Below are 25,216 nucleotides of genomic sequence, written 5' to 3'. Positions count from 1 at the left end.
CGTTTATTTAGTTCGAGGTTCAAAACCGTAACGTTTGAATACTTCTGAAGCCGCAGGGGTTTTCAAGTATTCATAGTAATCACGCGTTGCTTGGTTATCTTGATCTTTAACAATTGCCATTGGGTATTCAACAGGTTTATGTGTATCTGCTGGGAACACACCGACCACTTTGACTTTTTGGCTAGCGACAGCATCAGAACCATAAACAATCCCTAAAGGGGCTTCTTGGCGTTCAACTAATGCCATACCACTACGCACATTATTCGTACGCGCTAATAGTGGATTAACCGTTTCCCATGCGCCTAAATTGCTTAACGCTTCTTTGGCATAAATACCAACAGGGACATGGTCAGGATCACCAACGGCTAAACGGCCACCATCTAGCAATTTTTTCCAATCCGTTTGTTTATTGATTTCGACTTTATCAATTTTTGCATCTTTCGGTGCGATTAACACCAATTCATTACCTAATAATGTATAGCGTGTATCTTCGACCATCAACTTTTTATCAATAGCGTAATCCATCCACTGTTGGTCAGCAGAAATGAATAAATTAGCGGGAGCACCTTGCTCAATTTGACGAGCTAGAGTCGAAGAAGATGCATAAGAAGCAACAACTTCAACTTGGGTGTCTTTCTTATATTGTTCTGAGATTTCATTTAATGCATTAGTCAGTGATGCAGCGGCAAAAACCGTAATTTTATCAGCTGCAAAACTGTGGCTAGCCATCGTTAATGTCAATGTTGCGCCCGCGAGAAGTGATACCAAACCTTTTTTCATTTTTATCTACCCTAGTATTAATCGACACGTTATATATAACAGGACACAGCGATAACTTAAAGTCAAACTCGCGATAAAAGTGTGCTGGCGCAAGAAATGATGCAATTTTGTTGCATGTTTTCCCTAAAGGATAAATTAGCTGATGAAAAAACACACAAGTACCCAAATCGTTTTTCTATAGAAAACTTTCTATTGCCCTTATAACTTTATCGGCACAAGTTGTGCACATTTCAGTATTCCATTCCACTTTTACAAATGACATAGCAAAGGTAATTATATGGTGGCCTTTCCGACAAAGCTTAGTACGCACTTTATGGCAGAATTAACAGTCGAACAGTTTAATGGACTGTTTGATAAAGAAATAGCATCTGAAACCTTAGCTTCTTTAGCAAAATCGGCTAGTAATGGGAACTTAGAGAGTATCGATTTATTACACAATATCGCTCTACGGCAAGACAGTGAGGGAAGAAAAGCAGAAAATATTCTGTTTGATTTATTTAGCGGAAAGCTGCCTGCAAAGAAAGGTATAGATAAAGAAATACAAGAAACTAGCAAAAAATTATATCAATTACACCTTAATACAAAAACCAAAAAACACCTAAAAGACTCGAAACTAACGACCCCTTCTAAGCTGCTTTATATTGTCGGATCTGCAATAGAAAAAGTTATTGATAGACTTGGTTTAACAAAACTATTGATGAAAAATGAACCTACGGAATCCACTCTTTGGGATAATAACAGGATGACAACAAGTGATGAGATTGATGCAAGCAATAAAAATAACCCAACTTTGCCATCAAATATGACGGTCAATGACTCAATAGGCCTCACCCAAAGCGGATACAATTTATTAGCAGAAATAATTGAACAAAAAGTCTTGAATAGCAACACATTAAACCAATTCGAATTATTCCCTATCAATGTTAATGATAACCATTGGATCTTATTTGTGCTCTATCAGGCAGATCCAATACATCAATCAGCGAATAATAAAAGAAAATGCATTCTATTTAATTCATACGATAACGTGAGTACCGATATTCGAAAAGAAATAACAGTGGCAGCCAAAAAGGGCGGTGTTACTGAAGAAGATATCACTTACATAGAAGGAAACATCCAACAGAACGTACCTAATGGCTGTGGATTATTTGTTATTGCAGCAATAAAGCAATTAACTGAAAATATTCAGCAAGATCCTGATAAAACGCTCAAACAATTCCACCAAGATTTCTTAAATAAAACAATTTATGAACAAGAGCAATTTAATCTTCATGAACGTCGGCAATTATTTTCTACTTACTACGATAACGAATACCGACCATCATGAAATTCCTCTCCAATATGAAAAACCCCCTGACTGCATTTACAGTCAGGGGGTCTATAATCAGCCACATAAGAAATTTTGTTAAAAATTACTTGTTTTCAGTGTTGTGATGATGAGGTACATGTGCTTTAGACAGTAAGTTAAAGAATGCACCCAAGCCATAGATCAAACCCATGATCAAAAACATAACGACTGGAACCATCATCAGGGCAAAACCCAAACTTTTAATTAGTTCAAACATAGGAAAAAACCTCTTCAGTGATACTGTGCCCACCAGCCTACAAGATACGCCGACGAGGGAAAACTTGACTCTCAGTACATTGAGTATAAATCAAATCAGAATAATAACGCACAATTACGTTATAATGGAGACTATTTTAGACAAAATATTATACTAACGACATACTAAACGTGCTTTTTACGTCTGTCATCACCAGCCACGCCGGAAGGGAGAAATTTATGCAGGCCGAAATTTTACTCACACTGAAACTACAGGGCAGTTTATTTGCTGATCCTCGCCGTATCGCGCTACTAAAACAAATTAAAGCGACAGGGTCAATCAGCCAAGGCGCTAAACTCGCAGGGATCAGCTATAAAAGTGCTTGGGATGCCATCAATGAAATGAATCAACTCACTGATGATATCCTTGTTGATAGAGCAACAGGTGGCAAAGGCGGTGGCGGCACAACACTCACCCACTATGGTGAAAGATTACTTCAACTTTATGATTTACTGGCGCAAATTCAACAAAAAGCCTTTGATGTACTCAAAGAAGATAATCTCCCTTTAGACAGCTTATTAGCGGCTATTTCACGGTTTTCATTGCAAACCAGTGCCCGTAACCAATTTTTTGGTACTTTAATTTCCCGTGACCATATGCAAGTTCAACAACATGTACAAATTCGCTTAGCCGATAACAGCACTGTGATTAATGCCGCACTAACAGAGCAAAGTGCTAACCGTTTAGGGTTAACCGAAGGTAAAGAAGTTCTCGCATTGATTAAAGCACCTTGGGTAAAAATAACTAAACAACCTAACCCAACAGGCTTTGATAACTACCTTGCAGGGAAAATTACCACTTTAGAGAGAGGTGATGAGAACAGCGAAGTGATAGTGACACTCACAGGCGGTGAAACTTTATGTTCAACCATGCCAAACAGTGAAATTGATAGCCAATCTTTGAAAATTAATAATAGCGTTACTGCACTATTCAATGCTGACCAAGTGATTATTGCCACCCTGTGTTAATTTGTCCTGCTTACTTACTATAAAAGTAAGTAAGCATTCACCTTTTTTTTCCTGCCATGCCGTTCAGTTGTTGACTTTATCTTCAATCCTGATTATTTGTGATAGATGACAAGGTAAATAATCATGATAAGGAAGCTTGATGAGCACAATAACAATACAACATGGCAACTTTAAGCTCAGCGAAATCCAGACTTTAGACATTCAACAACTTAACATCGAAAAAGGGGAAAGTTGGGCTTTTATTGGTGCTAATGGCAGCGGTAAATCTTCACTCGCTCGAGTGCTTTCCAATGAGCTCCCTCCACTTTCGGGTGTCGTAAAAAATACATTCACCTCTCCAGTTCGTTTATCATTTGAACAATTACAAAAAATCATCAATGAAGAATGGCAGCGCAACAATACGGATATGCTCAGTGATGATGAAGATGACACAGGGTATACCGCTGCTGAAATCATTCAATTTAACCATAAAGACAATGAATTTTGTCTCGAACTGGCCGCTCGCTTTGGTATCAGTGACTTACTTTCGCGTCGCTTTAAATACCTTTCCACCGGTGAAACTCGTAAGGTTTTATTATGCCAAACATTAATGGGCAACCCTGACTTGCTAATCCTTGATGAGCCATTTGATGGCTTAGATGTTTACTCAAGAAATCATCTTAGTGAACTACTCTCTAGTTTGTCTGAAAAAGGCCTCACCTTGGTGTTAGTGCTAAATCGCTTTGATGAACTCCCTGAATTTATTGAAAATATGGGTGTTGTCGCAGACTGTAAGCTAACGATGGCGGGAAATAGAGAGTCAGTACTCGCTAACACGCTAATCACACAATTACAGCACAGCGAGAAAATTAAACATCTTTTCATCCCTGAAACCGAAGACCCAACCGCAGACGAAAAACTGGATGATACAACGCCTCGTATTATTTTGAGAAATGGGACCGTTAGCTACAATGACAAACCGATACTGCACGGTTTAAATTGGCAGGTAAATCCAAACGAACACTGGCAAATTATCGGCGAAAATGGAGCAGGAAAATCAACGTTACTGAGCTTGATTACAGGAGATCACCCTCAAGGGTACAGTAATGACTTAACCTTATTTGGCCTCCGTCGTGGGTCAGGAGAAACCATATGGGATATTAAGCGCCATATTGGGTATGTCAGCAATAGCATTCACCAAGAATACCGAGTCGCAACCAGTGTACTCAATGTCATTATTTCCGGTTTTCATGATTCTATTGGCTTGTACCAAGCACCTTCTGACCGTCAAATACAATTAGCGCATGAATGGTTAGCTTTGTTAGGTTTTTCAACACAAACAGCTCAGCAACCTTTCCATAGTCTTTCGTGGGGGCAGCAGCGCTTAGTTTTGATTGCCCGAGCGCTAGTTAAACACCCTGCCATGCTGATTTTAGATGAGCCATTACAAGGCTTAGATGGTCTTAACCGATTATTAGTACTGCGGTTTATTGATGTAATGCTAAGCCAAGGTAACACACAACTCCTGTTCGTTACCCATCATCATGAAGATGCCCCTGCTTGTATTACGCATCGGCTCACTTTTGTCCCTGATAATGGAAAATACCGTTACGATATTGAAGCGCTCTAATTTTTGACTTATTTGCCAATAGATACGATGAAACTATTGGCAAATTTAATCTAATGTTTAATAGATGATAACTAAATTATCTAATTACAACCATTTGATTTTGTTTAATTTATTATTATTCAGTTATTTTCAATTAGAAAAATCACACAAAATCATTACACTTCGCCTCTTCTAATAATTTAGACATTATAATGGATATTCTTTATGGCTTGGTTAATGTTAGCCTCTTCACTTGCTACACTTGCAACACATCGTTTAATTGCTCTTTTTTTACTCATCTGCACAATCATTACTGCTGCATACACACACATTATTGATTGGCAAGCGATTCTACTCTTAGCTTGTATTACGTTAATTGCCATTATTCGTTTGCGTTTCCAACACTACCTACCCATAAAAATTATCAGTGAAATCACCTTACTAATCTGTGCGATCGGGTTATTCATTCACTTATTTCCTGGTTTTAATAACCTGAAATATCTAGATAAAGTCACAGTAGGAACACATAGCGCTCCTTTCACAATGTATTTTAATTTTGATAAGGCACTCGTCCCTTTTATTTTACTTGCCTGCTTACCAACATTATTTATTTGCCGTCCAGCCAAACATGCAACTAAAGTTCAATGGGCACTATTAGTTAGTTTTGTTCCACTTTTATTGCTAATTGCGACTGCTGCTGGTGGGTTAGCCTTTGAATGGCATTTTCCTAGTTGGTTACCTGCTTTTATGCTCTGTAATCTATTTTTTGTTTCATTAGCAGAAGAAGCGCTATTTCGTGGCTATTTACAGCAACGCCTAACCCTTTGGTTAAAATCACCTTACCTCGCATTAGTTATTACTTCACTGTTATTTGGTGCAGTGCATTTTGCTGGTGGGCCGTTGTTAATTCTCTTTGCTACGTTAGCTGGTTTGATTTATGGCTTAGCTTGGATGTGGAGTGGTAAATTATGGCTGGCGGTATCAATTCATTTCGGGTTGAATTTAGGGCATCTATTATTTTTTACTTACCCATTTAAGTTGGTTACTAGTTAATATTAGCGAATTGAAAATTCATAATCCCCCATAAACTGGATGATTTTTATCATAAAAAATCACTAACACAAGTGATGTTAGTGATTTTTCATTATTATAGCCATGTTATCTATCGTTAATCTAATTACTAGCTTGATTAACATTCATTGGTTTAATTTCACCAGACTCAATATTAAGATAAAAATCTCGACTCGGATTTCCTTGTAGATATTTATCAATTACAGTGAAAATACTGCCAAAACGTAATTTAAAAATATTTTCAAATGAACTACCCGCATTAATTTTGTCAGTCTCAGTTGGTAATGACGATAACAAGGTTCCTGTGAGGAATCGATACTGATTTAATCTTTCTACAGGTATATCTTGTAACGCAAGCTCGTCTGCATTACGTAAACGATAAAAATCCACAGCAAGATCAAAACCATTCCATTTTGCAAAGTCCTTTAACTGATACCCTGTATTTTTAGCAAGAATAGCGGCTTTATCACTGGCTTTTTTCCATGCATCAGAGTCTTTCTTCAAATAGATTTCGGTGACATTAACAGTCCCAGGGTCGTTTGCACAGATTTCATGATTTTGGCTCAATGGTGCCGTTAATACTTCATTATAAGCTTTCTTTGTATCTAATTGGCTTAAAATAAGCATCTCTTCACCATTCAAACTAAATAACATTTGACGAATTTCACATGGCCATTCCTCTGGAATAAAACGTAAACGTGTCAGTTCAGTAATATGCCAATTAGTGAAGTCATAATAATTATTTGCGCTTAAGATATCTTTATTCCAAAGATGCGACGAGTTGGTATTTTTGAGGTGATCCCATTCTTGCTGATAGTGCTCAAATAACTCATCAAACCGAGGTACATCTTCTATTATAATAGTTTGCACATCAATTTCATTGGCATTTCTAAAATTCAATATTTTATAAGCAGGGACATATGCTGCCATTGAGGGAGCTTGAATATTAAAAAGTAAGCTGCCATCCGAATACTTACGTACACCTGTATCATTAAAATGCATATGACCGCCAACATGAACACCGATGCCTGTTTTTGCCATTGCATGGCTCGTGTCTTCTTTTGGAGCCCTTTCTAACTGAAATTTACCTTTACCAAAAATGGTTTCAAGGTCATCCGCTGCGCCATTATCAAATTCAACCATCGGAAAATGGCTAAACGTGATTAATGTTTTATTTTGTTCTTTCGCGCGCTTTGCAACATCCGCCATCCACTCAACAGTCTGTTGTTTGTATGTCAACATTTTGTTGTAACCCGCATTCCCCGACCCCGCAAAGTTTTTAGCCGCCTTAGGGTAGTTAATATCTGCTTTTTCAGAAGGAACATAGACATTGGCATCAACGGCCATTAACCACAAACCAGGAGTAGGCTCAACAAGGTAACTACTGTCTGCAACATTAAAACAAGGCCCATATCCCTCCTGCTTATATTTACCGCCTGTTCCTTGAGTACAAATTTCATACTGTCTTTGGTTAAAATCACTGGATTTTAAAGCTGCTTCATAGCTGTAACCTTGAGAATCATAGTTTGAGTATGGCGTTTCCCAATAAATATCTTCTGGTAGTGGATTAATACCAAACGATTTCATTGCATCCATCACTCGACCATAACCACTATATACCATTTCTTCGGTACAAATTGTCGGTAACTCAGCGCCCGTTTCTATAACGGCCGTTTTTCCTTTATATCCCGTACACTCATTAGCCCCTAAACTAAAGATACGTTGAGTTTTACCATCAATTCCAAGAAAATCTTCCTTTCCTGCTGGCATATCAAATGGGCGGTTCGGATCATGATTTCCTGGCGTTGCAAAGAAACGCATACCATATTTTTGCTCGTACTCTTGCAAGACTTTCACTAGCCCACGTAAATGAATAGGTTGGCCGTCATCGGTAAAATCGCCAGGTAATGCAATGAGTTTAATACCTTTCTTACCTGCATCATCAAGTGCAGCACGTAGAGCAAAATAATTTTCATTAAATAAACGCGTAGAAGTTAATTGCGCATACATAGAACGAATAACGGCATTTTGACCACTTTTACTATTTTTTAATCCTTCAAATGCATTATCAGCAAACTGCCCATAAACATCATGAAAATGGATGTCGGGCATAAACGCGACGCGATAATTATAAGATTGAGCCGTAGGGTCATTTGCCATTGCGACAGTTCCAACGGACATTAATGCAAGGGCAAAACCATATTTTAATTTATTGTTCATATTTGTTCCCTTTAGATAATGAACTATTTCTATCAGAAGTTATATGCAATGCCAACACGATAACGCCACTGCCATGCATCACGGTAAGTTTGTCCATTTTTGACGTATGAACTGTCATCATAGGAAACATAGCCTAATTCAATATAAGGAACCCATGTCTTATTACCAATCCAAGACACATTCAGATTATGTGCATAATCCTTTTCTTTACCTTTATATGCGGGATAATCAGTATCAAATTTATATTCAAAGTCATAACTTAATGAGAAATCTTGCAACTTATAACCTAAATAAAAATTACTCTGCCAATAATGTTGATTATCTTTTTTAGGCTTATTAGAGTTATCATAATGCCTTACGCCATAACGTAAACGAGTTCCAATATTAAAATCATCCGTTAAATTATAAGCAGCTTTGACACTGAATTTATAAGCTGTATCTTTATCTCCTGAATCTAGCGCAAAAGAAGGAGTTAAAACAAAATCTTTTGTGGCTTTATATTTATAACCGACTTCAACCTCATTTCCTTTTGATGATAGGTTTTCACCGAAACCGCCATCTCGGCTTCTCCATTTTCCTTCAAGGCTAAAATAAGTTCCATTTTGCATGCTATGGCCAATTTTGACACGATCTTCATGACGATGCTCATCCCCTAACCATTCATGACGATAGTCAATATATGTCGCATTCGCTGCTGTGCAAAATAATAACGTAGAGATACCTAGAGTTAAGTTTTTCATAAACTGATTCCTATAATTAATATTTATTTTTTATTTAACGATTAAAACAATGAGTTATTAGTTATCTTTTATGTATATACACTCCTTATTTTTTTGAAAAAACCATCCCATCCCTTTAAGTAACTTAAAAGAAAATTAACCTTATTAAAATTTTAAAATTATTTTATATTCTTATCTCACATCCCTAATTCCAACTTTAATAAATCAACAATATATTTTGATTTTTTCGCATTTAATATTTCATTTCTAAAAGACTCATGCATTAATTTACGTGCGAGAACAGAAAAGATTCGCATATGCTGATTTTCATCTGAATCATTAATTGTTAGCATAATTACCAATTTAACATCAACATTGTCTCCCCACGCTAGCTCATTCGGTAAACGCAATACTGAAATACTACTATGTTTAACAAAAGGTGATTTACAGTGCGGTATTGCAATTGAGAAACCTAATGCCGTACTAAAAATTTCTTCCCTCTGCCATATTGCTTGTTCAACTTGTGCCCCTGAATCAGCTCGATGATTAATCTCTAAATTATCAGTTAATCGTTTAATGACTTCCTCTTTACTTTCCATTTTTTCATCAAGAAAAATTAAAGACGGATCCAATACTGAATAATTAATTTTTGGTTTATTCGTAGAAATAGCCAAATGAGATAATTTATATTTTTCAAGCTTGAACCAATTATCTGCATATACATCAGGTTCAATAATTAATAAATCGTATTGCGTGTCTACCAATAAAACATGAGCAGATTGGATTGATTCAATCATAGAGGATGAAAGGCATATTAAAGGAAGAGAGAAAGATTGCGCTAAAATAACGGTATGTGATATTTCTGCGCCTGTAGCCATCACAATACCTTGCAAATATTCACCTCTCAATGCCAATAATTCGCTTGGAGTTAGTAATCCTTGACAAATAATAATCGAATCTTCTGTTAATTTAGGAAGTTGTATTTTAGATTGAATACCAAGATGCCTCGCTATACGCAATCCCAAATCCTTAATATCTAACTCACGTTGGCGTAAATATTCATTACTACTGCTTCGAAATGGCAAGCTGAGTTCCTCAATTGCCATTGATAACGCCGCAATCGCATTACGTGCCTCTCTTGGTTCAAGCAAGCAGGCTTCAATATCCTCATCATCCAATAATTGGCTTTGTGCCTCTAGAATATCAACCGCTGCTTTATCAGCTTGCTGAATGTCTAGACTAAATTGCTGACGAGCTCTTTGTAACGCAAGTTTTAGTATTTCACATTGCTCTGATTGTGAACTCGATGGCTCTGATAATGAAATTTTTTGTAAATCAAAAGATTCCATATAAATAGACCTACCTTTTGCAATACCTTTGCTAACACCGTCACCCTGAATAATTTGGGATAGTGTCCGGCTCAGATATATCGGGATCATTCCTTGTTCTGGTTTATCTTTTTTCGGCATTAATCCATCACAATGAATAAACTCTTGCTCAATAAATATTTTTAGTTTTTCATAAGCTAGATTTTCATCATTTCCACTGATTGTAAAATAACATTCGTCACCAACAGTGACATCTGCACCAACAAGAGCCAGCACACTTTTCGCATTGGCTTGGCGTTGTTTACTTTTATTAAAAAGTAAAATATCTGATTGAAAACAAGCTATTTTTTGCTCAATTGCACTCGCTGGTCTTGCATGAATACCATTTGGTAACTCACAACGAAATGTAAGTACTTTCATTACTTTTCCTTATTAATTAATCAACCAAGACACAGGCGTACAAGGGGCTGCTTTATCTGTATTTATGCATGGAGACTCCGATAAAGTAACTTGGTGTATCTGTGTATTCGACTTAGGCTCTGAATAAGTTTTGGTTTCACTACTTGGGTTCCACCCTCGTAAAATAAGTGATTCTTGGTTCTGTGCTTTTTTCAAAGTGCTGAAATGCAGCTCGCTATCCCACGTCAGTAAACTATAAATATCAGGAAAAACAATATAATGAGGGTTAGTTTTAAATTGAGACCAACCAGAATCTAGGTAACCAAACGCAGGTAAACGCCAATGCTCAATATCACGCCAAAGTTGGGCACTTTGACCATTATCTATCGGCAGTACAGCAAAATGGAAATGATGGAGCCCCTGAATTTGTGACTCTGGTGATGGAAGAACCATACCCGATGCACGTCCTGGCCGCCAAGTGAGATTGGCTTGGCCTAACCAACCCACACTGCGCAGTAGGGTTACGCGAATAATATCGGTTTGGTTTGCTGGTATCTCATACTCTCTGAGCCCTTTAGTAACAACACACATACCTTTTTTATCATCATATTGCATTACCAAACTTTGCATTGGATAGAGTGTCGTTGGTGCTTCCGTCCAGTTTTCGTCTCGCCATATTTTCATGGCAGCTGGCTGATTTTCTCGTTGGATCAAACCAAAAGGTTGGTCTGCGAAATGAAACACCTGTTGAACTACCGTAGGGATCTCTACCTGGATTCGATGGTCTTCGACTGTATTATTGATCGTGATTTCGACATCTAACCATGCCTTATCATGAGGCAAAGAAAGTTTCATGGTGGCAGTTAAATGCGCATTAGCTTGCTTTTCTTGGCGGGCCATCGCATTTTGAGGAACGGGTATCAGCCAATTAAGCATAAGCGAATCCATTAAAAGCGCCCTGATACAATCAAATTGCTCTAAATGGCCATCACTACTGATTAACCAATCATTTTCAGGTGGCGAATAGTTATAATTATCCCCTGCGTCCCCACCATCAATTAACCGAAGAATGTTCGGATAATGCTGTTGACTGCGTTTATCGGTTAGCGTCAACTGCCCTTGATGTATTTCGAGCTTCAACCATTCATTTTCTAATATATTCTCAGCCTGAATATGGGTAGGAGTGTCAAAGCCCGCATTTTCACCTTCAAGTAAATAAAAAGTCCGATAACCACAAGAAGGCAGGTCTTTCGCTTCAAGTAATATTTCACACTTCCGATACCATGTCGTTGTCGTACTATTTGCCAGTTCCTGTACGATCAATGACATATCTTGTTTTTCTTCGCGAATAAGTTGCCAGCGGCAAGGTCTTCCTGCATCGTCCTTAATACAAAATTGTTTTTCAGGTGTATAAAGTGTAATGCGAACCTGCGCATCTCTTTTATGTGGTAATGAATTGAAGATAATCACTTTTTTACCTTCTTGGGTCGCCTCTATCCCACGAGCAAGCATTTTCATATTCAGATCAAACAGTTGATTCGCACTTTCTAAGCCGTCTTTTAAGCGCGCTTTTACCATGCTATTAACACGATCAGAGTTACACCCACCAATACTGTCGTGGGCATGCGACTGCATCGCTTTGCGCCAAATATTATCAATCGCGGTTTGTGGGTAAGGCAAACCAAGCCGCCAATTAATCGCTAAAAGTGGCTCGAGTTGTTGGCTAACAAATTGCTCTAACTGCGCATTTAATAATTTGATATCCACCCGTGTGGAAAAAATACCGCGGTGGACACGCATATATTTCGAGCTCAGTAATTCACCTTCGAATTCAGGTAATCCCGAACTATTAGCTTGAAGCGCATCAAAAAATGCACTAAAGCTACTTTTGACAAAATAATAGTCATTTTGTACTTTATTTAGCTGCTCAAGCATTCTAGGAACGGCATACTCAAATGGCGACTGGTCATTACCATTAGGTAACAATATCTGGTCCGAATGAGCAAACCGAGCCTGTTTTTCTAGGATTGCAGGCAAAACAGCTGACGCTTTTTCCGGGTTATCAGGCAACCATTTCGCACAACCATACCCCCAAGGTAATACCGCCGTAGTGACTCGATGGCCTGACTGCGATTTCCAAATAAATTCACTACTGGCAACATCATGTTCACACCAGCCGCGCCATACCACCGCATGGTTAATGCCAAACTCTTGTAAAAACATTGGAAGTTGCGAACTTTGTCCAAATGAATCAGGCACATAACCTATTGGCATATAATTTTCCCATTGATCACAATCGGCTTTGCCCAATAATAAATTACGCGTAATGGATTCAGCTCCCACCACTAAAAAATCCGTTTGTGTATACCAAGGCCCAATAAGAATTCGACCTTGTTTAATTAATTTCTGTAAACAATCACGCCTTTCTGGTGCAACCTGTAAATAATCTTCCAACACTACAGTCTGTCCATCTAAGACAAATGGGCCAAGAGAAGGGTCTTCTTCTAAATGTTTTATTAAATCATTCATGAAATAATAAAGAACAATTTTTGAATCATTCTCAGTGAAATACCATTCACGATCCCAGTGCGTATGTTGAATTAAATGTACCGTTTTCATTTTATGACCTTAAAATATTTTTAGCAGAACAAACCCGTCACGTTATTCACGCTAATTAACACAGCATAAGATTATTAAGATAAAGTTCTAATTAACGTCCGACTTTAAATTTAGGAATCGCCGTTTCTATTTTTTTAGTTTCTATCGTTTTATTTCCACGAAATATTAATAAAGAACCAACAGTGATAATTCCAGATCCTACAGCAACCGATAATATATATATCGGCCATTTATCTACGGCCAACCAGCCATAAAACCCTGAAATAGGCGCATGGTTTATCGCACCTAAACCAACTGCCATCGCCGCACCTGTTGCTGCACCAACTATATTAATAATAATAATTTTTGGATTTGCCAGCGCAAATGGAATTGCACCCTCTGAAACACCAATTAACCCCATTAATGTCGACGCTTTGCCAGCCTCTCGTAATGACTCAGGAAAACGTTTTGCCCAAATTAACGTTGCTAAGCCAATGCCAATTGGGGGAATAATAATAGCCACTTGAGCCGCAGTATTTGGCTCATAAATTTCCGATGCTAATAATGCCATTGCAGTAGTTACAGCCGCTTTATTAACTGGCCCCCCAAGGTCAAATCCAACCATGGCACCAATAACGGCAGCAAGAATAATTTTGTTAGATCCCGACATTGATAAAAGCCATTGTTCCATACCATGATTAAGTGCCGCTAAAGGTGCACCAATCACAAATGCCATAATAATACAGGTGAGTAATGTACCCCCGACTGGTAAAATAAAAATAGGTCCTGCTGATGCAAGTGATTTGGGTAATTTCGTATATTTCGCTAATAAACGAACAATGTAACCCGCAATAAATCCTGCCGCTAATGCACCTAAAAACCCCGTCCCTAAATTGCTAGCCAATAGGCCGCCAACCATGCCTGGCGCTAGTCCGGGTTTATTCGCAATCGCAAAACTGATATAACCCGCAACAATGGGTAACATGAGTGATAACGCTAACCCACCAAAACCATCAAATTTATGAAGCATTTGCACCACAAAATTTGTCGCATCCTGATGGCTTGCATCCCAAATATTATCAATGCCATATAAAGATGCACCAATACGCGCTATCCCCATAATTACCGCACCAGCAATAACAAATGGCAGCATCCATGACACACCAGTCATAATGGCATTTTTAATTTCCGTACCAATACCTAATTTAGACGCACCATTAAACTGCCCCATTCTTCATTTCCTCCTCGATGGCATCAATAATTGCATCGCCATACTTAATTGGATCAGCAACGCTACATTCAAGCTTAATCATTCCATCAAATCGTTCCTTATTAATAACAGCGACATCAGCAGCCAAAATGACCGCATCTGCTCTTGCTAAGTCGTCACTGGTAATTTCATTTTCAATTCCCATACTCCCTTGGGTCTCAACTTTGATTTCGTGACCACGTTTTTTCCCTACGATATCCAATGCTTCCGCTGCCATATAAGTATGAGCAACACCAGTAGGACAAGCAGCGACACAGATAATAAACATAACAACTCCTTAAAAATTTAATTCAGGTAATAAAAAAAGCACAATGGCGAAAACGCGCATTGTGCTTTTGAAAGACAATTAAAGTTAAATTAGCCAAATTTCCAGGCGCACCACTAGAATGACGGCAAGTCATCATGTGACGTAAACTAGAAACAAGGAACAAAAATAGCAATTCGTAACGCTTACGAATATTCAGTGATATTAATGGCTTTACGTAATACTTTCTTTCTACTTTAACCACACCGCTAGCAAATAATTCGGTATAAAGCGTCTGTGCACTCAGCCATAATTGCGACCAATTAACTGAAAAATCATTTTCTAATTGGTTAGGGTATTCGGATTCGTCTTTTTCTAAAGAGGTAACGGGAACAAACCAGCAAATTTTGCTCAATAAAGCCTTCATTTTGCTATCAAGTGACAGCAAAAATAAAATGCAGGTCTTAAAAAATGAAGCAAAATGTAAAGACATCGTGTTTCCCCTTTAGAAATTGGCATCATTCTAAACGTATAAAATAGAAAATTACTGTGATTCCACACTCATTTATTAAAATAGATATAAATTAAAACCGTCAAAACCTTATTAACGACCTTCGTTAATTAATAATAAATTGATTATTAATGACTTAGATTAAATTATAAAAATATTTTTATTTTAAAAATATATTTTAGTAAAAAAAGCAAAAGAATAAAAAACTGGAAATTCCACAATAATATAAATTATTAATCTGGCTTCTTTATATTAATTCAAAAAAAGTATTTTTATGCATTTTTATATAGAATGCGATTCAACCCACAAGCTTAATTAAACGGAATTTAATGAAATAAAAAATTTGAAAAATAACAAATTTAAGATAGGTCAGAATAATGAAGTATTGATTAATGCTTAACTCATTAAATTTATATTGCTCAATAAGTGAGACAATGTAATTCATCAAAAGCTGATAACATTTTCAATGTTATCAGTTCATTGGACCATTACAAACTCACGACTTCAAGCACAATGTTCAAACGAGTCAGTGTACCTCAATCACCGAACAAAAAACTTATGGTGAAAAAACAAACTTGGTTTAAACAGCAATCATCAGTAATTTGTAAAAAAACAACCAACTGCCTGTTCTTTGCCTTAAAGTTATTAGGCACTTTGCTTGATATCCATCATAAGAATGTACAAACCGTCATTTTATCGCTTGCTGTATCGATTCAATTCGAGTTAAATTTAGAGTATCCACAGGATCTACAAACTTAGAAAACAAGTCATTACCCTCATGTAAAATTTGTTTTTCACATAGATAGGGAGAAAACGCAAGTTGCTACTGGCGTTCGAGTTGACTATCCCTATAATGTAGGTCAGCAACAATTCATTTCTAATTAGAATGTACTGATAGGAGTTTTAGCTATGGCTGTAACTAAACTGGTTTTAGTAAGACACGGTGAAAGTGAGTGGAACAAAGAGAACCGCTTCACAGGTTGGACTGACGTAGAACTGTCTGATAAAGGCCGCGAAGAAGCAAAAATTGCAGGCCAACTGCTAAAAGACGAAGGTTTTGTTTTTGATTTTGCTTACACTTCCGTTCTGAAACGCGCTATCCATACTTTATGGAACATCCTTGATCAAGTTGAACAATCATGGTTACCAGTCGAAAAAAGCTGGAAATTAAATGAACGTCATTACGGTGCTCTGCAAGGTTTAGACAAATCAGAAACCGCAGCAAAATACGGTGACGAACAAGTTAAATTATGGCGTCGTGGCTTTGCCATCACACCACCTGACCTGACTAAAGATGATGAACGCTTCCCTGGCCACGACCCTCGCTATGCGAAACTGTCAGAAAACGAATTACCAGTCACTGAAAGCTTAGCAACAACAATTGAACGTGTTGTCCCTTATTGGGAAGAAGTGATCAAACCACGTGTCACCAGTGGTGAGAAAGTGATCATTGCCGCTCACGGTAACTCACTGCGTGCTTTAGTTAAACACTTAGACAACTTAAGTGAAGATGAAATTCTTGAATTAAATATCCCAACTGCGGTACCAATGGTTTATGAATTCGATGAAAACATGAAACCAATCAAACGTTACTACCTAGGTAACCAAGATGAAATCGCTGCTAAACAAGCTGCAGTTGCAAACCAAGGTAAAGCGAAGTAATTACTTACTTTATCTTTAATACAGAAGGGTTAAGCCATTTGCTTAGCCCTTTTTTATTATCTGAAATATGACCTTATTCCCTCTATAACAAAAAACACTAACTGTTAGTTTTAGAAAGAGGAATAAGCGGCTATCATAGGGAAAACACATTGAAAGGTTGATAAAACAACAAAATGAACAAATTTAATATGTATGTTTGGGTTGGTCTTGTATTGAGCGCCAGTATCTTAGGCTCTCTGCTGTATATGATCCAAGGTGGCGAATTAGTCGTTGATGGTTCAAATGGTGCAGCTAATGCTGAGCTGATGAAAACCTTAATGATCATTGCCTGTGTCAGCTTTCCAGTACAAATTATTAGTATGATGGTGATGGCTTATAAACCTCGGTTATCCATTGTTCTTACGATATTAAGTAGCCTAGCATTGATGCCAATCACCATTGTATTTACTATGGGAATGATTTTCTCTGCGATCCGCTGGCGCTATCATCAACTAAACCAATTTGATACATCTTTAAATGTTCAATTTGACCAACGTGTTGAGTTCAACAAACGTAATAACCGTATTTTAGTCGGCGCACTTGGTTTAATCAGTATCACTTTCATTATATTAAGCCAAAGTTTAGGGATGTTCCTGTTTGTTTTTACCATTTTTCTTGGTTACTTCGGCAAAAAAGCGGGAGATGGCGTTTATTTAGCCGTCAAAGATGCTCATTTATATATTCGCCCCAATATTTTTGCTCATTGTTACCGTATTCCCTTAAAAGATGTCACTTACGTGAAAGGTGAAAAAGGAAAAGTGCATTTCGATGTTCAGACCGACAATGAAGTATTGCAATTAACGGCAACGCCAGCTAATGCAACATCTGAAGAGAAAGCTAAGCTAATGGAGTTATTGAGTAAAATACAAAAATAGCTAGAGGATAATATTCTCTGCCAATAAATATATTGACAGAGAATTTTATTAATTAAATTTTACTATTAGTTGTATATAGCTGGGTGAATAATCTGTGTATGGCTGAGTGAATTAATTTGATGATCATTCCTCACCCCAAAACTCATATCTGCTGGAGCAAAACCTGCCATAACAGAAACAAAGTTTTGAGTTCCAGCTTCTTGTTTTCTAATCGCCTCTTTGTACGCTTTCATCGTTGATTTAGTATGAGTTATATGAGACTCGAAAATATCTCGGTTACTTATAGTATCGTTATATTTGGTTTCTATTTCTCTTGCTTCCGTTAGAGATCCCTGAAGACACTTATCAAATATTTGTTTCTGATAATTTTTTGCCATTGAATCATACAAATCAACCATTTTCTGATTACTGTTTAGTTCGCCAATATAATCCGAATAAAAAGCTTCTTTATCCGCAAGAAATTCCTTAACATTATTAACTAAAGAATGTACACTATTACTTCCATACCTAGAGTTTTTAGCTAGTTCTGAAAATTCATTGTCAATTGACTTCAATTCATGAAATAGTTTATCATTCATTCCATCAGTATCAATAACATCGAATACATACTTTAAATAAGGCTCTTCTTTAACTAATTTACTTCCATGTTCACTTAATTCTTTAAGTAATGACTCTCTTTCATCAAGGCTTTCAGAATTAAAATATTTGATAATCATTTCCTTGAAATCAATTATACTACTTATCTGCTTTAGTGTTCCAATAGCATAATTATTAACTTCTAGAATATAATCTTTAATCTGCTGTAATTTTTTTTCACTAATCTCCCCCATATCTTTCTTATCAGAAAAAATTTTAATGTATTTTTCTGTACTGTTACTCATTATATGATAAATTTTCTCTCCAGAATCAATATACACACCTAAATCATGTGAATTTATTCTCATATATATATTACGATTCAATTCAATTTTGATATTTTTTTCCATTTTATTTCCTTTACTTTCCATATTTATTTAATCATAACTAAATTTAACAAAATAACTTTCACTAAATTACACTTAATAAATTGATAAAATTAACCATAGATTCTAGAAAAGCATATTTGCTAGTAAAATTAAAAAATCATTCCATTAAATAAGCCTCTAAGAGCCAAATAAAATCTAACAACTAAGATAGTGAATAAAAAATATCACACTTCAATAATTAGGTTTAAAATCAATTTAACCCAACCTAATAAAATAAACAAATTTTTATTTAATATTTAATAACACACAAACATTAAAAATGAAAATAATATATTTCATATGGATTGAAACTAGAGAGCTTAATATTTATAATTATATAAATATTAAAAAAGCCAATTCAATTATAGAATTAGCTTTTTATTTTAAAAAGAAGATATTTATTTCGTACGACGTGTAATCACTGCATCAGATAATTGACGTAAAACTTTTTCAGTATCATCCCAACCAATACATGCATCAGTGACACTTTTACCATAAACTAATGGCTCGCCCGATTCTAAGTTTTGGTTACCTTCAACAAGATTACTTTCAATCATAATCCCTGTAATAGAACGGTCACCATTACGGATTTGCTCGCTCACATCGGTCGCCACTTCCATTTGTTTCTCGAATTTTTTACAGCTATTCGCATGGCTAAAGTCAATCATAATACTCGGTACAAGCCCTGCTTTTTCTAGCCCTTCACGTACTTCTTGTACATGTTTAGCACTGTAATTTGGTTCTTTACCGCCGCGTAAAATAATATGACAATCAGGGTTTCCGCTAGTGTTCACAATGGCAGAATGCCCCCATTTAGTGACCGATAAGAAACAATGAGCTGAGCGCGCTGAATTAATTGCATCAATGGCAATTTTAATCGTGCCATCGGTACCATTTTTAAAACCGACAGGACAAGATAAACCTGACGCTAATTCACGGTGAATTTGTGATTCCGTCGTACGAGCACCGATTGCTCCCCAACTCATCAAATCTGCAACATATTGCGGGCTAATAACATCTAAGAATTCACCTGCAGTCGGTAAACCTTGGTTATTGATTGTTAACAGCAATTCACGTGCAATACGCAAACCTTCGTTAATATCAAAGCTACAATCCATTTTAGGGTCGTTGATCAACCCTTTCCAACCCACTGTGGTGCGCGGCTTTTCAAAATATACACGCATGACAATTTCTAAAGAACCTTTAAGTTCTTCACGCAATTTACCTAAACGCTCTGCGTACTCTAAAGCCGCTTTAGTATCATGGATTGAGCAAGGCCCAATGACGACAACCAAACGGTCGTCCTTGCCTGCTAAAATATTGTGGATAGCGAGGCGTGCTTCATGAACGGTAAACGCAGCTTTATCGGTTGCTGGAAATTTTTCAAGCAGAGCAATTGGTGGTAATAATTCTTTTATTTGTTTTATTCTGACGTCATCGTTCTGATAATTCATACCCGTATATCCAATGTTTATTATTTTTTACTGTAGTTGATTTGCATGCTAGGTTTCTCCCAAGTTACTGCGCTTGAGTAAAGCGTTGAGCGGAACGGTGAATGACTTCACTGGACTTAAAAAACTTACAAGATAATTAGCATCGAATTTTTAATCTAACCGTTCAACCGAAGTCTGTAAACAGGCAAACGCACGATAAAACCATGGTTTTATTAATCGCTAATTATAAAATGAGGTGAAAGGCTGATATTTAGCACAATAAACAAGCTAAAAACCCATTTAGCAGAGCAAAGAATAACTAAAACAGCTAAACAACGATGATGTCACTTTAGCCGTTTTATCGGATTTTTTCTGGCTAAATACGCGAAATTGGTGAGGAGCCATTCTCTTTAGCTGATTTTATCCAAAGTCTGGAGCCATTGACCGCGATACCTAACAAAATTAAGTATTCTAAAGACATCGCATAAACACCTTGAATAAAGAAAATAACAATACTAATCACATTAATAATGACCCACAGTAGCCAGTTTTCTACATACTTACGCGTCATCAAGATCATTGCGACGACAGAAAGTATGGTCATTGCAGAATCCCAGAATGGGAATGCATCCGGTTCTATCGTAGGCATCGCAAGGTTGGCACCAAACAGATTTAACAACTCGACTGCCCATCTTGCTAGTACGCCAAATACTGCATCAATATTAAATGTGAGATAAATAATAGCAACGACTGAAATAACCAGTGTTATAGCCGCTTTTGGTAAGCTCAACCAACGAATTTTTAACTCTGCTTGCTGCGAACTGGTGACCCTACTCCATGCATACCAGCCATAAATATTGGCGACAAAGAAAAATATCTGTAGCAATAAATTTGCATATAGCTGAATTTGAAAGAAAATAACTGCAAACAGAGAAACGTTAATTAGCCCAAACAGATAATTAATCGTTTTTTCTAAGCTGGCAAGCAAGATACAAAGTAAGCCGGCAATGGTCCCCACGGCTTCAATGTAAGATAAATCATAAACTGAACCCCATAGCGGGATCTGCACTAACGTATTGGCTGTACTAAAGAAATCCATCCCAAAATCCTTTATAAGTGATCGTTAATGTTGTATTGCTCAGTACTTCATTAAAATTGTATTTATTATTTTAGACTCTCTGCAAAATCTAGCATCTTATTTAATGGTCGTAATGCTTTTTCTCGTAATATCTCACTGACATGAATTTGATGATCTTGCGTATTCCCTTCTAAGGCGTCAGCAATCGCTTTTAAGCCATTCATTGCCATCCAAGGGCAATGTGCACAAGTACGGCATGTAGCGCCCTCACCCGCTGTTGGAGCGATGTAAAGCGTCTTCTCGGGGCAAGCTTGCTGCATTTTGTAAAAAATACCTTTATCCGTCGCCACTATCATCGATGGGTTAGGTAAATTTTGTGCTGCTTTAATTAATTGACTTGTAGAACCAACCGCATCCGCTAGGTCGACAATCGCTTGGGGTGATTCAGGGTGCACCAATACCGCTGCTTCAGGGTATAGTGCTTTCATTTTTTCTAATGATTGCGTTTTAAATTCATCATGAACAATACAAGCCCCCTGCCAACACAGAATATCTGCCCCAGTTTGCTGTTGAACATAACGTCCGAGATGGCGGTCAGGAGCCCAAATAATTTTTTCACCTAAGCTGTCTAAGTGTTCAATCAATTCCACTGCGATACTTGAGGTCACAACCCAATCAGCCCGAGCTTTAACTGCTGCAGAGGTATTGGCATACACCACTACGGTTCTATCTGGGTGCTCATCACAAAAACGGATAAACTCCGCTTCAGGACAACCAATATCAAGGGAACATTGGGCTTCTAATGTCGGCATTAAGACTTGCTTTTCTGGGCTGAGAATTTTTGCAGTTTCGCCCATAAATTTCACCCCAGCAACAACCAAAGTTGATGCCGAATGCTTTGCACCAAAACGCGCCATTTCAAGAGAGTCTGCGACACAACCCCCCGTTTCTTCAGCCAATGCTTGAATTTCAGGGTCAGTATAGTAATGTGCAACGATCACCGCATTTTTTTCGAACAAAAGCGATTTGATCCGCTGCCGATAAAATGATTTTTCATCCGAGCTTAATCGTGCGGGTTTTGCTGGGAATGGATAAACTGACTGGTCAAAATCGATAAACACGCTCATTGGTTGCCTCTGTTTAGCAAAAAGCGATTTTAATAGTTAAACCAAGCTAAAAACCGCCTAAATTCACAATTTTTGTTTTATATACTAAACACGATACGCTAATTTGCTCAATAAGTCTTCACTATTTTTACTTATCTAGCATCATTTCCTCCCCATTAGCGATTCTCCTCAAAGGATATACCCTGCATGAAAGCAAAAGTTGATTCCTCTTTGATTTATCAATAGATGGTGTTTAATTAAGAGGCTAACTTGTATATGTAATAGGGATCGTACACGTTAATTTTATATCCCCCAATAATTCGGGTTGCGGGCAGGCGACAAGGAAAATAGACGGAGTGCATAGATAAACTCTGTGGCTCGACGAGCGTAGTCACTTATACCTCAACGAAATGCCCTGCAACTTGAAGAGTCACGGGTATAAATGTCATGAAATAAAAAAGTTACAACCTGCCGACTTGTACTGTAGACAGGTATGATAAATCAAAGGAAGATATGCAACTAATATATTGGTACAGGTAGAAAAATGGATTCTATAATATTATTATGACTTACTATATTAGATAGAATTTTCTCTCTACTGTAAAACCCTGCAATATTCTCGGTCAAATTTCCACTCTCAATATGTAATTCAGATTTTATTTTGTTTTCGTAACTAATAGCATCACCCTCTTTAGTACTATCTTGTATTAATTTATCACTCGACATATCCATTTTTTGCCTATACTCAGTAATAATTTCAAGTTCATCATTCTCAGCATTATTAATCTCTAATTCCTCATCCGATTGTTTATATTGCTGTAAACTTCCTATCGAATAAGATATATCACTTGCAGTGTATCTTAAATTAGCCAAGGAAGAGTGAAAAGTTAAAGTATATTCTTTAGTATCAGTGATCAACTGGCTAACCTTCGAGTCAAACGTGGATAACAATCTGTGTAATCTAGAACTAATGGATGGATAATTACGAATGCTTTCTGTCACATTGTCATAACACTCAGCGATATTTGGTGTAATGTTTTTTATCTCTTCTGGGTTTTTAATATAAAAGCGCAATTCATCTTGCAGTTGCTTATATTTATCTAGAGCATTCTTAACGGTATGAATATAAACTTTAACTCTATCAATATATATTTTAGATTGAATATATTCAACATATGTTAGTTTACTTTCCAACTTATAACTTTCGGCAAGGAATATACTCTCGTGTTCAGCTTCTATTTTTAATGTTTGTTCAGTTAATGTATCTAGTTCTACATGAAGTTCTTTTATATTTCCACTTATGGATTCATGATAATCTTTTAATTCAAAAAGATTATCATCTCGTTTTAATATACTTATTTTCATTTTATTCCCTTTAAAAAATAAATGATAATTTGATAAGAAATAAAATTCTATTTTAATATATAATAAGGGAAACAATAATTTATAAATATAGCTACAGATAATAAAAAACAGCGTAAGTTCAGGAGACTTTCCAAAAAGTAAAATTTAAATTAAGTTTACATTAGCGATATCACCACGGTACTTTTTCCGTCCCCATGTTTAACACAATGTGCTTTTCGCAATTAAGGCAATTTTGGTACTAACACAGCTTAAATTCTGTCACATCACCTATAAACGCTAACAATTTTCCCTCACTTCGAAAAAAACTTGGGCATTTAAGTAGTTTTTTGCGTCTGAAGCTTCGCTTTTCTGCTTCTTTATCGGTATCTTAGCCATCCTTACTTAATTCATTAGGTCAGTTATGGAATCACCTGCATTATTAATAAATAAAATTATTTCAGTTTCATTGCTCGATCCAAGAATTGAAGCCGTGGTATTAACTGGCTCTCGAGGGCGAGATCAACATGTTGATAGTTATTCCGATATTGATATCGAGCTGATCGGCCACGGTACATCTGAAATATTCAATCAGAAGTCTTGGATAAATCAGTTTGGTGGACCTATGGTTGCCCTTCATTTGCTAAATCTTGAAGAGGATGCCCCTGATTGGCCAACTTGCTTGGTGATCTTTGAAGAAGGCCGCAAAGTGGATTTCACTTTTGCTGAGCCTGAGCGCTTATCTAAGATGAAGCAGCAAGGTTTAGATACGACATTTTCCCGTGGTTTTACTGTATTACTCGATAAAACAGGGATCACTGAAGGCTTACCTGAAAGTGCTAACCAACAAGTATTTGCTCCTCCTCAATTAACAATATCGCAATTCGCTGACGTTGTATCTGATTTTTGGCATGAAGCACATCAAGTTACCATTGCTTTAACACGAGATGAGTTGTGGGTCGCATGGTCAAGAAGTGCGGATATGAAACAGTATTTTTTAACGCTGCTAGAACGCCTTGTTTCTTTACAAGGTGGACATGTTTGGTATAAAGGACGCAACTACCATGAGTGGATGCCTAAACCTTATATCGAGGCATTGGAGGTTATTTTTAATTGTGGAACGGCTCAAAGCGCCGCATTGTCTCTTCAGTGTTTAATGCGCTGCTTTAAAGATGTAACTATTGAGCTCGCTAGCCTTCAAGGATTTGATAATATGCAGATTATGGCTGAGAAAATGCAAGAACTACTTATTGGTATTTTACAGGATAACGCCTTACTTCCAGAAACTGGTGAAATAAGATAAATAAAGTACAGCAAAGGAATGCAGTGCTTTCATGTCGAGATATGGCTCGGCAGCTGAACATTTACTGGATTGGTA

General features: G+C 36.9%; 21 protein-coding genes. 7 read left to right on the top strand and 14 right to left on the bottom strand.

Annotation, left to right across the window (positions count from 1 at the left end):
• Positions 1-3: 3 nt before the first annotated feature.
• Positions 4-780 (bottom strand): molybdate ABC transporter substrate-binding protein, encoded by a 777-nt coding sequence (gene modA / locus PR683_RS00105; protein WP_109910958.1) that lies wholly within the window; start codon positions 778-780, stop codon positions 4-6.
• A 277-nt stretch (positions 781-1,057) separates the two neighbouring features.
• Between modA and PR683_RS00100 the strand changes: the two genes are divergently transcribed.
• Positions 1,058-2,107 (top strand): ElaD/SseL family deubiquitinase, encoded by a 1,050-nt coding sequence (locus tag PR683_RS00100; protein WP_004909126.1) that lies wholly within the window; start codon positions 1,058-1,060, stop codon positions 2,105-2,107.
• 85 nt (positions 2,108-2,192) lie between these two features.
• On the opposite strand, the gene PR683_RS00095 is transcribed toward PR683_RS00100, so the two are convergent.
• Entirely contained in the window at positions 2,193-2,345 is a 153-nt protein-coding gene (locus tag PR683_RS00095) for an AcrZ family multidrug efflux pump-associated protein (RefSeq protein ID WP_004909125.1), read from the bottom strand.
• Positions 2,346-2,563: 218 nt separating this feature from the next.
• On the opposite strand from PR683_RS00095, the gene modE reads away from it, so the two are divergent.
• From modE to PR683_RS00080, 3 genes are all read left to right on the top strand, one after another.
• Positions 2,564-3,352 (top strand): molybdenum-dependent transcriptional regulator, encoded by a 789-nt coding sequence (gene modE / locus PR683_RS00090; RefSeq protein WP_004909124.1) that lies wholly within the window; start codon positions 2,564-2,566, stop codon positions 3,350-3,352.
• A gap of 139 nt (positions 3,353-3,491) precedes the next feature.
• On the top strand, positions 3,492-4,961 hold the full coding sequence (gene modF, locus PR683_RS00085) for a molybdate ABC transporter ATP-binding protein ModF (protein WP_109910956.1): 1,470 nt from the start codon (positions 3,492-3,494) through the stop codon (positions 4,959-4,961).
• A 204-nt stretch (positions 4,962-5,165) separates the two neighbouring features.
• The gene (locus PR683_RS00080; RefSeq protein WP_109910955.1) at positions 5,166-5,993 is read left to right on the top strand and encodes a CPBP family intramembrane glutamic endopeptidase; all 828 of its coding nucleotides are present in this window, start codon (positions 5,166-5,168) and stop codon (positions 5,991-5,993) included.
• Positions 5,994-6,113: 120 nt separating this feature from the next.
• Here the strand turns inward: PR683_RS00080 and PR683_RS00075 are convergent, their stop codons facing one another.
• The 7 genes from PR683_RS00075 to PR683_RS00045 form a co-directional block, all read right to left on the bottom strand.
• The gene (locus PR683_RS00075; protein ID WP_272581604.1) at positions 6,114-8,231 is read right to left on the bottom strand and encodes a metallophosphoesterase family protein; all 2,118 of its coding nucleotides are present in this window, start codon (positions 8,229-8,231) and stop codon (positions 6,114-6,116) included.
• Positions 8,232-8,263: 32 nt separating this feature from the next.
• Complete coding sequence (locus tag PR683_RS00070) at positions 8,264-8,971, bottom strand: oligogalacturonate-specific porin KdgM family protein (protein ID WP_117162186.1); 708 nt, start codon at positions 8,969-8,971, stop codon at positions 8,264-8,266.
• A gap of 176 nt (positions 8,972-9,147) precedes the next feature.
• Positions 9,148-10,698 (bottom strand): fructose PTS transporter subunit IIA, encoded by a 1,551-nt coding sequence (locus PR683_RS00065; RefSeq protein WP_267751046.1) that lies wholly within the window; start codon positions 10,696-10,698, stop codon positions 9,148-9,150.
• A 12-nt stretch (positions 10,699-10,710) separates the two neighbouring features.
• The gene (locus PR683_RS00060) at positions 10,711-13,296 is read right to left on the bottom strand and encodes a glycoside hydrolase family 38 C-terminal domain-containing protein (RefSeq protein WP_272581603.1); all 2,586 of its coding nucleotides are present in this window, start codon (positions 13,294-13,296) and stop codon (positions 10,711-10,713) included.
• A gap of 91 nt (positions 13,297-13,387) precedes the next feature.
• Complete coding sequence (locus PR683_RS00055) at positions 13,388-14,506, bottom strand: PTS fructose transporter subunit IIC (protein ID WP_110731791.1); 1,119 nt, start codon at positions 14,504-14,506, stop codon at positions 13,388-13,390.
• Positions 14,493-14,813 carry a PTS fructose transporter subunit IIB gene (locus PR683_RS00050; RefSeq protein WP_004909112.1) on the bottom strand — a complete coding sequence of 107 codons (321 nt, stop codon included), beginning with the start codon at positions 14,811-14,813 and terminating at the stop codon, positions 14,493-14,495. Before PR683_RS00050 ends, PR683_RS00055 begins: the two co-directional genes overlap by 14 nt.
• Before the next feature lie 22 nt (positions 14,814-14,835).
• On the bottom strand, positions 14,836-15,282 hold the full coding sequence (locus tag PR683_RS00045) for a hypothetical protein (protein ID WP_109910949.1): 447 nt from the start codon (positions 15,280-15,282) through the stop codon (positions 14,836-14,838).
• Between the two features lie 927 nt (positions 15,283-16,209).
• Here PR683_RS00045 and gpmA point away from each other — a divergent pair.
• Together gpmA and PR683_RS00035 are read left to right on the top strand one after the other, a co-directional pair.
• Positions 16,210-16,962: a 2,3-diphosphoglycerate-dependent phosphoglycerate mutase gene (gene gpmA / locus PR683_RS00040; protein ID WP_004909107.1), complete on the top strand. Its 753-nt coding sequence runs from the start codon at positions 16,210-16,212 to the stop codon at positions 16,960-16,962.
• 173 nt (positions 16,963-17,135) lie between these two features.
• A complete protein-coding gene (locus PR683_RS00035; RefSeq protein WP_109910947.1) occupies positions 17,136-17,876 on the top strand; it encodes a hypothetical protein in 741 nt (246 codons plus the stop codon).
• A 65-nt stretch (positions 17,877-17,941) separates the two neighbouring features.
• On the opposite strand, the gene PR683_RS00030 is transcribed toward PR683_RS00035, so the two are convergent.
• The 5 genes from PR683_RS00030 to PR683_RS00010 all read right to left on the bottom strand — a co-directional run bounded on the left by PR683_RS00030 (position 17,942) and on the right by PR683_RS00010 (position 23,862).
• Positions 17,942-18,862, bottom strand: coding sequence for a hypothetical protein (locus PR683_RS00030; RefSeq protein ID WP_117162190.1), 921 nt, complete (start codon positions 18,860-18,862; stop codon positions 17,942-17,944).
• A 416-nt stretch (positions 18,863-19,278) separates the two neighbouring features.
• Positions 19,279-20,334 (bottom strand): 3-deoxy-7-phosphoheptulonate synthase AroG, encoded by a 1,056-nt coding sequence (gene aroG / locus PR683_RS00025; protein WP_109912822.1) that lies wholly within the window; start codon positions 20,332-20,334, stop codon positions 19,279-19,281.
• A 355-nt stretch (positions 20,335-20,689) separates the two neighbouring features.
• The gene (gene pnuC, locus PR683_RS00020) at positions 20,690-21,412 is read right to left on the bottom strand and encodes a nicotinamide riboside transporter PnuC (protein WP_109912823.1); all 723 of its coding nucleotides are present in this window, start codon (positions 21,410-21,412) and stop codon (positions 20,690-20,692) included.
• Between the two features lie 65 nt (positions 21,413-21,477).
• Positions 21,478-22,518, bottom strand: a complete 1,041-nt coding sequence (gene nadA / locus PR683_RS00015; RefSeq protein WP_004909097.1) for a quinolinate synthase NadA — start codon at positions 22,516-22,518, stop codon at positions 21,478-21,480.
• Positions 22,519-23,016: 498 nt separating this feature from the next.
• Positions 23,017-23,862 (bottom strand): hypothetical protein, encoded by an 846-nt coding sequence (locus PR683_RS00010; RefSeq protein WP_272581602.1) that lies wholly within the window; start codon positions 23,860-23,862, stop codon positions 23,017-23,019.
• Between the two features lie 400 nt (positions 23,863-24,262).
• On the opposite strand from PR683_RS00010, the gene PR683_RS00005 reads away from it, so the two are divergent.
• Positions 24,263-25,141, top strand: a complete 879-nt coding sequence (locus PR683_RS00005) for an aminoglycoside 6-adenylyltransferase (RefSeq protein ID WP_123382151.1) — start codon at positions 24,263-24,265, stop codon at positions 25,139-25,141.
• Positions 25,142-25,216: the final 75 nt, after the last annotated feature.

Origin of the sequence: Providencia sp. PROV269, assembly GCF_028477785.1 — a bacterium.
Lineage (GTDB): Bacteria > Pseudomonadota > Gammaproteobacteria > Enterobacterales > Enterobacteriaceae > Providencia > Providencia rettgeri.
The sequence above is the reverse complement of the archived record's forward strand: the minus strand, read 5'-3'. Positions and strand labels throughout refer to the sequence as shown.